This is a genomic window from Paenirhodobacter huangdaonensis (assembly GCF_004022465.1).
GTDB lineage: Bacteria > Pseudomonadota > Alphaproteobacteria > Rhodobacterales > Rhodobacteraceae > Rhodobacter > Rhodobacter huangdaonensis.
In genome coordinates this window covers 25,650-39,051 of the sequence record NZ_SAVA01000008.1, presented here as the reverse complement: position 1 = coordinate 39,051, position 13,402 = coordinate 25,650, and the positions used below count along the sequence as shown (strand labels likewise).

The 13,402-nt window shown below is 68.8% G+C and carries 11 protein-coding genes and 1 tRNA gene; 5 read left to right on the top strand and 7 right to left on the bottom strand.

The window, feature by feature from the left end; all coding sequences use genetic code 11:
- Position 1 precedes the first annotated feature (1 nt).
- Positions 2-655 carry a TadE/TadG family type IV pilus assembly protein gene (locus tag EOW66_RS13715; RefSeq protein ID WP_128156891.1) on the top strand — a complete coding sequence of 218 codons (654 nt, stop codon included), beginning with the start codon at positions 2-4 and terminating at the stop codon, positions 653-655.
- Between the two features lie 67 nt (positions 656-722).
- Here the strand turns inward: EOW66_RS13715 and glpX are convergent, their stop codons facing one another.
- The 3 genes from glpX to EOW66_RS13700 form a co-directional block, all read right to left on the bottom strand.
- Positions 723-1,688, bottom strand: a complete 966-nt coding sequence (glpX, locus tag EOW66_RS13710; protein WP_128156890.1) for a class II fructose-bisphosphatase — start codon at positions 1,686-1,688, stop codon at positions 723-725.
- A gap of 131 nt (positions 1,689-1,819) precedes the next feature.
- Complete coding sequence (locus EOW66_RS13705; RefSeq protein ID WP_128156889.1) at positions 1,820-3,118, bottom strand: homoserine dehydrogenase; 1,299 nt, start codon at positions 3,116-3,118, stop codon at positions 1,820-1,822.
- A 76-nt stretch (positions 3,119-3,194) separates the two neighbouring features.
- Complete coding sequence (locus tag EOW66_RS13700) at positions 3,195-3,392, bottom strand: hypothetical protein (protein ID WP_113898900.1); 198 nt, start codon at positions 3,390-3,392, stop codon at positions 3,195-3,197.
- A gap of 117 nt (positions 3,393-3,509) precedes the next feature.
- On the opposite strand from EOW66_RS13700, the gene EOW66_RS13695 reads away from it, so the two are divergent.
- The 3 genes from EOW66_RS13695 (at position 3,510) to EOW66_RS13685 (ending at position 6,113) form a co-directional block, all read left to right on the top strand.
- The gene (locus tag EOW66_RS13695) at positions 3,510-4,097 is read left to right on the top strand and encodes a TetR family transcriptional regulator (protein ID WP_128156888.1); all 588 of its coding nucleotides are present in this window, start codon (positions 3,510-3,512) and stop codon (positions 4,095-4,097) included.
- A gap of 43 nt (positions 4,098-4,140) precedes the next feature.
- Positions 4,141-5,883 (top strand): single-stranded-DNA-specific exonuclease RecJ, encoded by a 1,743-nt coding sequence (recJ, locus tag EOW66_RS13690; protein ID WP_128156887.1) that lies wholly within the window; start codon positions 4,141-4,143, stop codon positions 5,881-5,883.
- A gap of 155 nt (positions 5,884-6,038) precedes the next feature.
- Positions 6,039-6,113: transfer RNA gene (locus EOW66_RS13685), tRNA-Glu, on the top strand.
- Between the two features lie 159 nt (positions 6,114-6,272).
- Here EOW66_RS13685 and hisG read toward each other — a convergent pair.
- From hisG to hisS, 3 genes are read right to left on the bottom strand one after another with little or no spacing between them, the layout of a single operon-like run.
- Positions 6,273-6,974: an ATP phosphoribosyltransferase gene (hisG, locus tag EOW66_RS13680; RefSeq protein ID WP_128156886.1), complete on the bottom strand. Its 702-nt coding sequence runs from the start codon at positions 6,972-6,974 to the stop codon at positions 6,273-6,275.
- On the bottom strand, positions 6,971-8,044 hold the full coding sequence (locus tag EOW66_RS13675) for an ATP phosphoribosyltransferase regulatory subunit (protein WP_128156885.1): 1,074 nt from the start codon (positions 8,042-8,044) through the stop codon (positions 6,971-6,973). Before EOW66_RS13675 ends, hisG begins: the two co-directional genes overlap by 4 nt.
- Entirely contained in the window at positions 8,044-9,537 is a 1,494-nt protein-coding gene (gene hisS / locus EOW66_RS13670; protein WP_128156884.1) for a histidine--tRNA ligase, read from the bottom strand. The genes EOW66_RS13675 and hisS overlap by 1 nt, the downstream gene beginning before the upstream one ends.
- Before the next feature lie 73 nt (positions 9,538-9,610).
- Here hisS and EOW66_RS13665 point away from each other — a divergent pair, with 73 nt between their 5' ends.
- Positions 9,611-9,817: a SlyX family protein gene (locus tag EOW66_RS13665; RefSeq protein WP_128156883.1), complete on the top strand. Its 207-nt coding sequence runs from the start codon at positions 9,611-9,613 to the stop codon at positions 9,815-9,817.
- 15 nt (positions 9,818-9,832) lie between these two features.
- Here the strand turns inward: EOW66_RS13665 and dnaE are convergent, their stop codons facing one another.
- The gene (gene dnaE / locus EOW66_RS13660) at positions 9,833-13,333 is read right to left on the bottom strand and encodes a DNA polymerase III subunit alpha (protein ID WP_128156882.1); all 3,501 of its coding nucleotides are present in this window, start codon (positions 13,331-13,333) and stop codon (positions 9,833-9,835) included.
- Positions 13,334-13,402: the final 69 nt, after the last annotated feature.

Here is a 13,402-nt window from a genome sequence, read left to right as displayed (position 1 = left end):
GATGCCGCTGCGTTTCCTGCACCGTTTCCTCAGGCAAAACCGCGGCTCGGTGGCGATCGAGGGGCTGTTCGGCGCCGTGCTGCTGCTCGGCTGGTTCATGGTCGCCTATCAGTTCTACGACGCCTTCCGCATGCGCGCCGTGGTGTCCCGCACCACCTATACCGTGGCCGACCTGATCTCGCGCGTGCGCGACCCGATCGGGCCGGCCTATGTCGACGGGGTCAAGAAGATCTTCGATGCCGCCACCCGTTCGAGCGGCGACGGGCAAAGCTGGATCCGGGTCACGCTGATCTCCTGCGAGGCGACCGAAACGGACACGCGCGTTTGCGACGGCACCAGCAAGCGGGTCAAGCTGCGTGCGTCGGACAGCACGCCCAGCTCGCCCGCCTCCCATGCCACCGGCGGCCACGAGGCCTATACCCAGTCGATGCTCGACGCCATGGCCGGGGCGATCCCGATGATGGCGGCGGGGGATTCCGCGGCGATCGTCGAGGCCTCGTATCTGTACTGGCCGATCTTCGACATCGGCGAAAAGGGCCTGACCCTCGACGGGCGGAACTCCACCACGATCGGGCTGAACGCGCGGCTGCGCTTCAGCGAGTTCGTCGTCACCCGTCCGCGCGGGCCGCGCACGAAATGGTCCGACAACAACTGACCCTGCACGCAAAACGCCGGCCCCGCGGACCCGGCGTTTCGCGTCTTTGGCAGGGCGCAGGGCGCGCTCAGCGAACCGGGTTGCGATAGATCATGCGCCGCACCGAGCCGGTCTTCGAGCGCATCAGGATCGTCTCGGTCTCGATGTAGGTCGGTTCGCGTTTCACGCCGCGCACGATCGAGCCATTGGTGACGCCGGTCGCGGCAAAGATCACGTCCGACTTCACCAGCTCGTCGCGGGTGTAGATCTTGTCGAGATCGGTGATCCCGGCCTTGGCCGCGCGGCCGCGCTCGTCATCGTTGCGGAACAGGAGTTTGCCCCACATCTGCCCGCCCATGCATTTCAGCGCCGAGGCCGCCAGCACGCCTTCCGGCGCGCCGCCCGAGCCCATGTAGATGTCGATGCCGGTGGAATCGGGCTCGGCGCAATGGATCACCCCGGCAACGTCCCCGTCGGTGATCAGACGGATCGCGGCGCCGGTCTCGCGCACTTCGCGGATCAGTTCGACGTGGCGGTCGCGTTCGAGGATGCAACAGGTGATGTCCTCGGGCCGCCTGCCCTGTGCCTTGGCCAGCGCCAGCACCCGCTCGGTCGGCGTCATCTCGAGCGAGACGATGTCGGTCGGATAGCCCGGGCCGATCGCCAGCTTCTCCATATAGACGTCGGGGGCATGCAAGAGCGTGCCGCGCGGTGCCATCGCCACGACGGTCAGCGCGTTCGGCATGTCCTTCGCGGTGAGCGTGGTGCCTTCGAGCGGGTCAAGCGCGATATCGACCGCCGGGCCGGTGCCGGAGCCCACTTTCTCGCCGATATAGAGCATCGGCGCCTCGTCGCGCTCGCCCTCGCCGATCACCACGACGCCCCGGATGTCGAGGCTGTTGAGCTGCTCGCGCATGGCATTCACCGCGGCCTGATCGGCGGCCTTCTCGTCCCCGCGGCCGATCAGCCGGGCCGAGGCATGCGCCGCCGCCTCGGAGACACGGGCAAGGCCCAGCGAAAGCATGCGGTCGTTGAAATCGATGAGGGGGGTCATGGTCTGTCCTGTCTCGAACGCGAAGGGCCAGCAACAGCTAAGCCCGGGCGCACGAGGCTGACAACCCTGAGAACGCTAACGGCCGGCACCTGGGCGGCACCGCGCCGCCCCCTGCCCAGCCGCGGCCGCGCTCAGACCTCTTCGATCCGCATCGCCACCGCGTCGCCCGCGACGACGCCGGTCGCCGGGAAGCCGCCGATGGCGCGGTCGATCGCGTCGCGCGTGGTCTTGTGGGTGACGATCAGCACCGGCGCCGTGGTATCGGCATGGCCGTACTGGCGCATCCGCGAGATCGAGATCCCGGCCTCGCCCAGCACCATCGCCACCTTGGCCAGCGCACCGGGCTTGTCCATCAGCTCGAGCCGCAGATAGTAGGCGGCCGGCGCCGAGGCCACCGCCGGCACCGGGTCTGCGAGCGTCGCCGCAGGCTGGCCGAAGGTCGGCATCCGCAGCCCGCGCGCAAGGTCGACCACATCGCCCATCACCGCCGAGGCGGTCGGCCCCTCGCCCGCACCGGCACCGCGCAGCACGATCTGGCCGACCGAATCGCCCTCGAGCAGCACCATGTTGGTGCCGCCCTGCAGCTGGCCGAAGGGCGAGGACGAGGGCACGAGGCAGGGCATCATCCGCTGCTCGAGCCCGCGCCCGGTGATCTGCGCCACGCCGAGCAGCTTGATCTTGTAGCCCATGTCGTCGGCCCGGCGGATGTCGTCGATCGAGATCTTGCCGATGCCCTCGAGCTGCACCGCGTCGAAGCTGACCTTGGTGCCGAAGGCGATGGCGGCGAGGATCGCCAGCTTGTGGCCCGCGTCGATGCCACCAACGTCGAGGGTCGGATCGGCCTCGAGATAGCCAAGCGCGCGCGCCTCCTCGAACACCGTCTCGTAGGGCAGGCCCGCGCTTTCCATCCGGGTCAGGATGTAGTTGCAGGTGCCGTTCATCACCCCCATCACGCGGCGGATCGCATTGCCGGAAAGCCCCTCGGTCAGCGCCTTGATGACCGGGATGCCACCCGCCACCGCCGCCTCGAAACGGATCACCCGGCCAAGCGCCTCGGCACTCTCGGCAAGCTGCTGACCGTGATGAGCGAGCAGCGCCTTGTTCGCCGTCACCACATCCTTGCCGGAGTTCAGCGCCGCTTCCATCGCATCCTTCGCCGCGCCCTCGTGCCCGCCCATCAGCTCGACGAAGACGTCGATATCGTCGCGCTGCGCCAGCGCCACCGGGTCGCTTTCCCAGGCATAGCCCGACAGATCCGCATCGCGGTTCTTGGTGCGGTCGCGCGCCGAGACGGCAGTGATCACCACCGGCCGGCCCGAGCGCACGGACAGCAGATCGGCATGGCGCTGCACGATCTTGACCACACCGATGCCGACGGTGCCGAGCCCGGCGATGCCGAGGCGGAGCGGGGAAACGTCGGGGGCGGACATGGGAACCTCTTGCGCTGGATTGGTCTTGAGCCCTGTTAGCCTGTCGGGCGCAACCTTGCAACGCGTCGAAGCCGGCTCAGGGTTGCTCGGCGCGGATCGCCGCGGCACGCGCGCGCAACGCATCCGCCCGCGCCTCGAGCGCCGGCGCCGGGTCGGGCGTCAGCGGCGCGTCGGAGAGCAGCGTCTCCATCGGCACCAGCGCGGGATAGTCCGCACCGGGCGCACCGCAACCGGCAAGCGCAAGAAGACCGAGGGCAAGGGCAAGGCGGGTCATGGCGGCTCCTGTCAACGGCCCGACCATAAGCCCGCCCGCCGGCGCTGACCAGAGCCGCCGCGCCGCCCGCAACAGCCGGGGTTTGATACTGAACAAATGTTCAGATAACCTGTGCCGATGGCACGCAAGACAGGCTCCCATTCCGAGATCACCGGCCCGCGCATCCGCGCCGAGGCGCAGCGCCTGTTCGCGCGCCACGGCTTTGCCGCGGTCTCGATGCGGCAGATCGCGGCGGCCGTGGGCGTGCAGGCGGGGGCGCTCTACCTCTATACCCCCGACAAGGAGGCGCTGCTTTTCGATCTGTTGAAAAGCCACATGGAAGAGCTGCTTTCCGCCTGGGCCGAGGTCGCGCCGACGGCCGAGCCGCTTGCCGCGCTGGAAACCTTCGTGCGCTTTCACATCCGCTTCAACCTGACCCGGGCCGAGGCGGTGTTCCTGAGCTACATGGAGCTGCGCAACCTCGGCCCCGAAAACTTCGCGGTGATCGAGGGGCTGCGCCGCGCCTACGAGACCGAACTGGAAAAGATCCTGATCGCCGGCCGCGCGGCGGGGGTCTTTGCACTGCCCGACACCAAGCTTGCAACGCTCGCGATCATCGCCATGCTGACCGGGGTGAACACCTGGTATCGCGAGGGCGGGCGGCTCAGCCTCGACACCGTCGGGACGATCTACTGGGACATGGTGCGCAAGGCCGTCGGCGCCTGAGCCAGCGCTGGCAGGCCGCGCGCCGATCGGTTATGGCAAGGGCATGAGTGCATTCCTCGATGTCGAAGCGTCGCTGACCGGGCGGCGCTGGATCGGCCCCACGGACGAGGCCGACCGCCTTGCCGAGGCGATGGCGCGCGAGACGCGCCTGCCGCTGCCGCTTGCCCGCGTGCTCGTCGCCCGTGGCGTCGCGCCAGAGGAGGCCGCGGGCTTCCTCGAACCCACCCTGCGCGAGCTGCTGCCCGACCCGCGCAGCCTGCGCGACATGGAAAAGGCCGCGGCCCGCTTCCTGCGCGCGCTCGACGGGCGCGAACGCATCGCCGTTTTCGCCGATTACGACGTCGATGGCGGGTCCTCGGCGGCGCTTCTGCTGACCTGGCTGCGCGCGCTCGGCCGCGAGGCGACGCTCTATATCCCCGACCGCATCGACGAGGGCTATGGCCCGAACGTGCCGGCGATGCAGGCGCTTGCCAAGGACCACCCGCTGATCGTCTGCGTCGACTGTGGCACGCTCAGCCACGAGCCGGTCGCCGCGGCGAGGCCCGCCGATGTGGTGATCCTCGACCACCACCTCGGCGCCGAGACCCTGCCCGAGGCGCTCGCCGTGGTGAACCCGAACCGGCTCGACGAGGATGGATCGCTCGGCCATCTCTGCGCCGCCTCGGTGGTCTTCCTGATGCTGGTAGAGGCGAACCGGCAGCTGCGCGAGAAGGGCGTGAAGGGCCCCGACCTGATGGGGCTTCTCGACCTCGTGGCGCTGGCGACCGTCGCCGATGTCGCGCCGCTGATCGGGGTGAACCGGGCGCTGGTGCGGCAGGGGCTGAAGGTGATGGCGCGGCGCGAGCGGCCGGGGCTCGTCGCACTCTCCGACGTCGCGCGGCTCGACCAGGCGCCCTCGGCCTACCATCTCGGCTTCGTCCTTGGCCCGCGGGTGAATGCGGGCGGGCGGATCGGCGCCTCGGACCTTGGCGCGCGGCTTCTGGCCACCGCCGACCGGGCCGAGGCCGAGGCGCTCGCCGCCCGGCTCGACCAGCTGAACGCCGAACGGCGCGAGATCGAGAACCGGGTCCGCGACGCGGCCCTTGCGCAGGCCGAGGAACGCGGTCTCGACGCGCCGCTCGTCTGGGCGGCGGGCGAAGGCTGGCACCCGGGCGTGGTGGGCATCGTCGCGGCCCGGCTGAAGGAGGCGACGAACCGTCCCGCGGTGGTGATCGGGCTGGAGAACGGCATCGGCAAGGGCTCGGCGCGCTCGGTGGCGGGCGTCGATCTCGGCGCCTCGGTGCAGCGCGTCGCGGCCGAGGGGCTGCTGCTGAAGGGCGGCGGGCACCGGATGGCGGCAGGGCTCACCGTCGCGGCCGAGGCGCTGGAACCCGCCATGGCGCGGCTGAGCGAGCTGCTCGCGCGGCAGGGTGCGGGTGCGGGCGGGCCGCGCGATCTGCGCCTCGACGGGTTGTTGATGCCCGGCGCCGCCACCGTGCAGCTGATCGAGGACCTCGAGCGCGCCGGCCCCTTCGGCCAGGGCGCCCCTGCCCCGCGCTTCGCCTTTCCCGACATGGAGGTGACCGGCCCGCGCCGGATCGGCGAAAGCCATCTGCGCTTCTCGCTCGGCGACGGGCTGGGCTCGCGGATCGAGGCCGTGGCCTTTGGCGCCTTCGACGGCCCGCTTGGCCCGGCGCTGAGCGCAGGCGGCGCGGGGCGCTTTCACCTGGCGGGCAAGCTCGAGATCAACACCTGGGGCGGCCGGCGCAAGGTGCAGCTGCGCCTCGACGATGCCGCACGCGCCTGAGCTTGGGCCAACCTCTTGAGGAAAGGCGTTTTTCGGCCCGATCGCGCGGGCGTGAAGAAAGTTGCGAGAAACTGAAAAAACCCTCTTGCGAGTCACGCGAAGCTCGCCTAAACACCGCTCCACGCCGCGCAGCAACGCGCTGAAGCGGAAACGGTGGCCCGTTCGTCTATCGGTTAGGACGTCAGGTTTTCAACCTGAAAAGAGGGGTTCGACTCCCCTACGGGCTGCCACCACATCCCCCCAAAAACAAATTTGGAACCTCCCGCCGGTTGTGCCGCTGTCGCGCCTGCCCCGTCGCCTGCGCCCCGGGGCCAACGCATCCGGTGCACTGCCCGGACGAAAACGGCCGAGACGATGCCCGGCCGCGTCGGCATTCCAGTCTGCATCGCTTAACGCGAGACAAGCCCGAGCTGTGCCATCAGCGCCGCGCGCGAGGCCTCGAGCCCCGCCCAATCGGCCATGCGCGAGGCGAAAAGCGTCGCCTGCGAGCTGTGGATGAGCCCGTCCGAGAGAATCTTCAGGTGGTTCGCCCGCAGCGTCTCGCCCGAAGAGGTGATGTCGGCGATCGCCTCGGCGGTCAGGTTCTTCACCGTGCCCTCGGTCGCGCCCTGGCTGTCGACCAGCTGCCAGTCGGCAATCCCCTCGCGGGTCAGGAACTCGCGCACCAGACGGTGATATTTCGTCGCGATCCGCAGCCGGTGGCCATGCGCTGCGCGGAAGGCATGCGCGGCGGCGTCGAGGTCCTCGAGCGTGTCGACATCGGCCCAGCACGCCGGCACCGCGATGATCAGATCGGCATGGCCAAAGCCCATCGGCGCCAGCTCCTCGACCAGCGTCTGCCAGTCGGCGAGCTTGTCGCGCACGAGGTCCGAGCCGGTGACACCCAGATGGATGCGCCCGGCTGCCAGCTCGCGCGGAATCTCGCCCGCCGAGAGCAGCACCAGTTCGACCTTCTCGGCGCCCTCGACCGCGCCCGCATATTCGCGCTCCGACCCGGTGCGGCGCAGCCGGATGCCGCGCGCAGCGAACCAGTCGAAGGTCTTCTCCATCAGCCGCCCCTTCGAGGGCACGCCCAGCTTGATCGCGCTCATGCCTGCGCCTCCAGATCGGCCACCAGCCCCGGGCGGATCACCCCGCCCACGGCCGGAATCTCGCGCCCCTGCCCGAGGAACCGGGTCAGCGCGTCATAGCGCCCGCCCGAGGCCACCGGCGGCAGCGCCGGGTCTGCGGCGGTGAAGGTGAAGACGAAGCCGTCGTAATATTCCATCGTGGCGCGGCCATGGCTTGCCTCGAAGCGCAGCGCCGAGGTGTCGATGCCGCGCGCGGCCATTGCGGCAAGGCGCCGCTCGAGCCGGGCAATTGCCGGCGGCAGCGAGGCGAGGCCAAGGGCCGACAGACGCGCCGGCGCCTCCTCGGCCGGACAGCTCAGCGCGAAAAGCGCGTCGAGCTGCGCGACGATCTCGGCGGGGATCGGCGCGGCGGCGGCATCGGCGCGCAGCACGGCGATGCGGGCTGCCATCTCCTCGGGGCTGCGCAGCCCGATCCAGGGCGCCCCCTCGGGCGCCCCGGCGGCAAGCAGCGACGCCCGCCCGCCCGGCACCGGGGTGAGCCCGGCATAGCGCTGCAACAGGCTGTGGAAGCGGCGCGGCCGCCAGATGTGGCGGGCAAGCGCCGCCTTGCGCGGCGCGATGGTCTCGATGCCCTCGACCGCGGCGCGCAGGATGCCGATGTCGCCGATCGTGCTGGTCAGCCGCAGATGTGCCAGCAGCCGGGCGAAGAGCGCGAAGACCTCGGCATCGGCGGCCTCGGGGTCCTCGCGGTCGAAGACCTCGTAGCCCGCCTGCAGATATTCGTTCGCCCGCGCCGCGCCGCGGTGATCCTGCCGGCGGAAGACCTCGCCCATGTAGCAATAGCGCGCCGGCTCGGCGCCGCCCGCCATATGCGCCTCGACCACCGGCACGGTGAAGTCGGGACGCAGCATCATCTCGCCGCGCAGCGGGTCCGAGGTGACATAGGCCCGGGCGCGGATATCCTCGCCGTAAAGATCAAGCAGGGTCTCGGCCGGCTGCAGGATGTCGGGCGTGACCTCGGCGGCGCCGGCCCGCAGGAAGGCGCCCAGAAGGCGCTCGCCGATCTCGCGGGAACGGGGTTTCGACGCCATCACAGGCCCAACCCCAGCATGCGTTTCACCGTGGCCACCATCTCCTCGCGCGGCACCTCGACCTGCGCGGGCTGGTTCTTCCACTCCTCAAGGCTGGCCGAGGCGGCGATCTTCGCGCCCAGCACCAGGTCCTTGATCTGCACGACGCCTCGGGCGGCCTCGTCGGTGCCCTGGATGATCGCGACCGGGCTTTCGCGCTTGTCGGCATATTTGAGCTGATTGCCGAAGTTCTTCGGATTGCCCAGATAGACCTCGGCGCGCAGCCCGGCACGGCGCAGCTCCGACGCCATGGCGAGATAGTCGCCCATCCGGTCGCGGTCCATCACCGTCACGACGACGGGGCCCTGTGCCGTGCCACCGATCCGCCCCTTGGCGCGCAGCGCGGCCAGCAGCCGGTCGACGCCGATCGAGACGCCGGTCGCCGGCACGGTCTGGCCGGTGAAGCGCTTGACGAGGTCGTCATAGCGCCCGCCGCCCGCGACCGAGCCGAAGGAGCGCTTGCGCCCCTTCTCGTCGAGGATCTCGAAGGTCAGTTCGGCCTCGAAGACCGGGCCGGTATAATAGCCAAGCCCGCGCACCACCGAGGGGTCGATGACGATGCGGTCCGGGCCATAGCCCTGCCCGTCGAGGAGCGCGGCGATGAGTTCAAGCTCGTCCACCCCCTCGGCACCAAGGGCCGAGCCCGCGACCAGCTCGCGTAGCCGCGCGACGGTGGCGGCGCCGGTGTCGCGCTTCGCCTCCATGAAGCCCATCACCACATCGGCCTGTGCGTCGGTCAGCCCGGCGCCCTTGGTGAAGTCGCCCGACTCGTCAAGCCGCCCCTTGCCGATCAGCGCGCGCACGCCCGTCTCGCCGAACTTGTCGAACTTGTCGATCGCGCGCAGCACGATGCCGCGCTCGGCCGCGAATTTCTCGGGGTCGGTCGGGTCGAGCACGCCCGCGACCTCCATCACCCCGTTCAGCACCTTGCGGTTGTTCACCCGCACCACATAGTCGCCGCGCGGAATGCCGACGGCTTCCAGCGCATCGGCCAGCATGCCGCAGATCTCGGCATCGGCCGCGACCGAGGGTGCGCCCACGGTGTCGGCGTCGCATTGATAGAACTGGCGGAAGCGGCCGGGGCCGGGCTTCTCGTTGCGCCAGACCGGGCCCATCGTATAGCGCCGGTAAGGGCTGGGCAGGTCATTGCGGAACTGCGCCGCGACGCGCGCAAGCGGCGCGGTCATGTCATAGCGCAGCGCCAGCCAGTCGCCGCCCTCGTCCTGCCAGGCGAAAACGCCTTCGTTCGGCCGGTCGACATCGGGCAGGAACTTGCCCAGGGCCTCGACCGTCTCCACCGCCGAGGTTTCGAGCGGATCGAAGCCATGGGCGCGATAGACGTCCGCGATGGTGGCGAGCATTTCGGTCCGCTCGGTCACTTCCGAGCCGAAATAGTCGCGAAACCCCTTCGGCGTTTCCGCGCGCGGACGGCGCGGTTTCTTCTCGCTGGACATGGCCTTGCACCCGATCGTTTCTCGGGCGAGGGTGTAGCGGATGGGCTGCCGCGCGGCAAGCGCCGGAGGGAAAATGACGGACCGGATCGAGCGGCTCGAGGAACAGATGGCGTTCCTCGTGAAGACGGTGGAAGAGCTGAGCGACGTCGTCGCCCGGCAGGAGCGCGAGATTGCGCGTCTGGCGCGCGGCGTCGGGCTGCTGATGGAGCGCGAGGCCGAGCGCGAATTTTCGGACGGCGGGCAGATCCCGCTCGCCGACCAGAAGCCGCCGCATTACTGAGCCGCGAGACGCGGCTCAGACCTCCTCGACGAGGGCAACACCCCGCAACGAGCGGATCGCGCCCTTCACCTTCGGGTTCACCGGAAATTCCTTGCCGGCGCAGAGCTGATAGCGACAATTGCGCTCGCTGTCATAGACGGTGAAATGCACCGGCCCGCGCGAGCGCACCTTGCCCTCGCCGCCGATCCGCTCGAGCAGCGCGGCAATCGAGCCCACCGCCTCGGGTGTCTCGACATGGATCATCAGCCCCAGACTGCCGGCATCGGCAGTGACCTGGTCGATCGGCTGCGCGCCCTGCGCGAGCATCTTCACCGTCTCGCCCTCGACATCGACCTTGACCGTCAGCACCACCGCCTGCCCGGGTTCGAGGTATTGCCGCGTGGCCTCGAGCGTATCGGAAAACACCGTCACCTCGAAGGGCCCGGTCGGGTCCGACATCGAGACGAAGGCGAAGCGGTTGCCCTTCGCGGACTTGCGCTCCTGCCGCACGGCGACCTGACCGGCGATCTTGCCGATGAACGGCCCGCCTTGCGCCTTGGCCGCGATCTCGGCCAGGGTCATCACGTTTTTGCGTTTCAACGCAGGCAGATAGTCGTCAAGCGGGTGACCCGAGAGGTAAAAGCCGATGGCCTTGTGTTCCTCTGCCAGCCGCTCGGACGGCAGCCAGTCGTCGACATCGGCGATCCGCGGCGGCGGCAGGTCGTCGCCCGCATCGCCAAAGAGCGACACCTGCGCCGAGGCCTTGGCCTCGGCCACCGCGGCGGACCAGGCCATCAGCCCCTCGAGGCTTTCGAACACCCGCCGCCGGTTCGGGTCGAGCTGGTCGAAGGCACCCGCGCGCGCCAGCATTTCCAAGGGCCGCTTGCCGATGCGCTTCATGTCGCAGCGCCGGGCGAAGTCGAACAGGTCGCGGAACGGCATATCGTCGCGCGCCTCGACGATCAGCTTCATCGCCTCGACCCCGACGTTCTTCAGCGCGCCGAGCGCATAGACGAGCTGCTGGTTCACCACGTCGAAGGTGGCGAGCGAGCGGTTCACGCAGGGCGGCACCACGGTGATGCCAAGGGCGCGCCGCACCTCGCCCATATAGGTCGAGAGCTTGTCGGTCAGATGGATATCGCAGTTCATCACGCCGGCCATGAACTCGACCGGGTGGTTCGCCTTCAGCCAGGCGGTCTGGTAGGACACCAGCGCATAGGCCGCGGCGTGCGACTTGTTGAAGCCGTAGTTCGCGAATTTCTCGAGCAGGTCGAAGACCTCGCCGGCCTTCTTCGCGTCGATGTTGTGGGTCTTCTTCGCGCCCTCGATGAACTTCGGGCGTTCCTTCGCCATCTCCTCGGCGATCTTCTTGCCCATGGCGCGGCGCAGCAGGTCGGCGCCGCCGAGGCTGTAGCCCCCCATCACCTGGGCGATCTGCATCACCTGTTCCTGATAGACGATGATGCCCTGCGTTTCCTTCAGGATCGGGTCGATCGTCGGATGCAGCGATTCGAGCGGCCGCAGCCCGTGCTTCACCTCGCAATAGACCGGGATGTTCTCCATCGGGCCCGGGCGATAGAGCGCCACGAGCGCGACGATATCCTCGATGCAGGTGGGCTTCATGCGCCTGAGCGCGTCCATCATCCCCGTCGATTCCACCTGGAACACGGCGACGGTATGGGCGCGGGCGTAAAGCTCGTAGGTCTTCGCGTCGTCGATCGGGATCGCGTTGATCTGGTTCTCGGCGCCCTCGGCGGGCTCGTAAAGCGTGTTGCCCGCGGCATCGACATGCAGCGGCCGGCCCGACTTGCGGATCAGGTTCACCGCGTTCTGGATCACCGTCAGCGTCTTCAGCCCGAGGAAGTCGAACTTCACCAGACCGGCCTTTTCCACCCATTTCATGTTGAACTGGCTGGCCGGCATGTCCGAGCGCGGATCCTGGTAAAGCGGCACCAGCTCGTCGAGCGGCCGGTCGCCGATCACCACGCCCGCGGCATGGGTCGAGGCGTTGCGCAACAGCCCCTCGATCTGCTGGGCATAGTTCAGAAGGCGGCCGACGACCTCCTCCTTCGCGGCCTCGCGCAAACGCGGCTCGTCGGCGAGGGCCTTCTCGATCGAAACCGGCTTCACCCCCTCGACCGGGATCATCTTCGACAGCTTGTCGACCTGACCATAGGACATCTGCAGCACGCGGCCGACGTCGCGCACCGCGGCCTTCGACAGCAGCGCCCCGAAGGCGGCGATCTGGCCCACCTTGTTGCGCCCGTATTTCTGCTGCACGTATTTGATCACCTCTTCGCGCCGGTCCATGCAGAAGTCGACGTCGAAGTCGGGCATCGAGACGCGTTCCGGGTTCAGGAAGCGTTCGAACAGCAGCGCATAGCGCATCGGGTCGAGGTCGGTGATGGTGAGCGCATAGGCGACGAGCGAGCCCGCGCCCGAGCCGCGCCCCGGCCCCACCGGGATGTCATGCGCCTTGCCCCATTTGATGAAGTCGGCCACGATCAGGAAGTAGCCCGGGAAGCCCATCTGCTCGATGATGCCCAGCTCGAATTTCAGCCGTGCCTCGTATTCCTCGACCGGGCAGGCATGCGGGATCACCGCAAGCCGGTTCTTCAGCCCTTCCCAGGCCTGGCGGCGCAGCTCCTCGACCTCGTTGTCGGCAAATTTCGGCAGGAGCGGCGGGCGCTTGTAGACGGCGAAGGCACAGCGCTTGGCGATCTCGACGGTGTTCTCCACCGCCTCCGGCAGGTCGGCAAACAGCGCGACCATCTCCGCCTCGGACTTGAAGTAATGCTGCGGCGTCAGGCGCCGGCGCGGCTCGATCTGGTCGACATAGCTGCCCTCGGCGATGCACAGCATCGCGTCATGCGCCTCGAACATCGCGGTCTTCGGAAAGAACACCTCGTTCGTCGCGACGATCGGCAGCCCCATCTCATAGGCCAGCTCGAGGAAGGGCCGCTCGGTCGCGCGCTCGCCCTCCATCAGCCGCCCGCCCTCGCCCGGATGGCGCTGCAGCTCGACATAGAGCCGGTCGGGATAGATCGCGGCGAGCTGCTCGAGAAAATCGCGCGCCTTCGGCAGCTGGCCCGACTGAATGAGCCGGCCCACCGGCCCCTCGGCGCCGCCGGTGAGGCAGATGAGCCCCTCGGAATGGGCCTGCAGATCCTCGAGCGAGACCTGCGGCAGCATCCCGTTCTTGTCGATGTATAGACAGGTCGAGAGCTTCATCAGGTTCATGTAGCCGGCCTCGGTCTGCGCCAGCAGCACGACCGGGGCGGGCATCTTCGGCTTCTCGCCCGGCCGGCTCTCCTCGAAGGTGACCGCGGTCTGACAGCCCATGATCGGCTGCAGCCCGTATTCCTTCGCGGTGGTGCAGAACTCGAGCGCCGAGAACATGACATTGGTGTCGGTGACGGCGACGGCGGGGATATTCGCCGCGTCGCACATCTTGATCAGCTTCTTCACCGGCATCGCGCCCTCGAGCAGCGAATATTCGGTGTGCACACGCAGGTGGATGAATCGGGGATCGGCCATGGCGGCAGGATAAGCGGCGGCGGCGGCGGGCGGAAGGGGGCGCGCGGCCTCCCCGGGCAGCTTAAAATT

Coding starts and splice junctions, on each gene's coding strand:
- EOW66_RS13695 (WP_128156888.1), top strand. CDS start 3,510: ATGGCACGCAAGACAGGCTCCCATTCCGAGATCACCGGCCCGCGCATC.
- recJ (WP_128156887.1), top strand. CDS start 4,141: ATGAGTGCATTCCTCGATGTCGAAGCGTCGCTGACCGGGCGGCGCTGG.
- hisG (WP_128156886.1), bottom strand. CDS start 6,974: ATGAGCGCGATCAAGCTGGGCGTGCCCTCGAAGGGGCGGCTGATGGAG.
- EOW66_RS13715 (WP_128156891.1), top strand. CDS start 2: ATGCCGCTGCGTTTCCTGCACCGTTTCCTCAGGCAAAACCGCGGCTCG.
- glpX (WP_128156890.1), bottom strand. CDS start 1,688: ATGACCCCCCTCATCGATTTCAACGACCGCATGCTTTCGCTGGGCCTT.
- dnaE (WP_128156882.1), bottom strand. CDS start 13,333: ATGGCCGATCCCCGATTCATCCACCTGCGTGTGCACACCGAATATTCG.
- hisS (WP_128156884.1), bottom strand. CDS start 9,537: ATGTCCAGCGAGAAGAAACCGCGCCGTCCGCGCGCGGAAACGCCGAAG.
- EOW66_RS13705 (WP_128156889.1), bottom strand. CDS start 3,118: ATGTCCGCCCCCGACGTTTCCCCGCTCCGCCTCGGCATCGCCGGGCTC.
- EOW66_RS13700 (WP_113898900.1), bottom strand. CDS start 3,392: ATGACCCGCCTTGCCCTTGCCCTCGGTCTTCTTGCGCTTGCCGGTTGC.
- EOW66_RS13675 (WP_128156885.1), bottom strand. CDS start 8,044: ATGGCGTCGAAACCCCGTTCCCGCGAGATCGGCGAGCGCCTTCTGGGC.
- EOW66_RS13665 (WP_128156883.1), top strand. CDS start 9,611: ATGACGGACCGGATCGAGCGGCTCGAGGAACAGATGGCGTTCCTCGTG.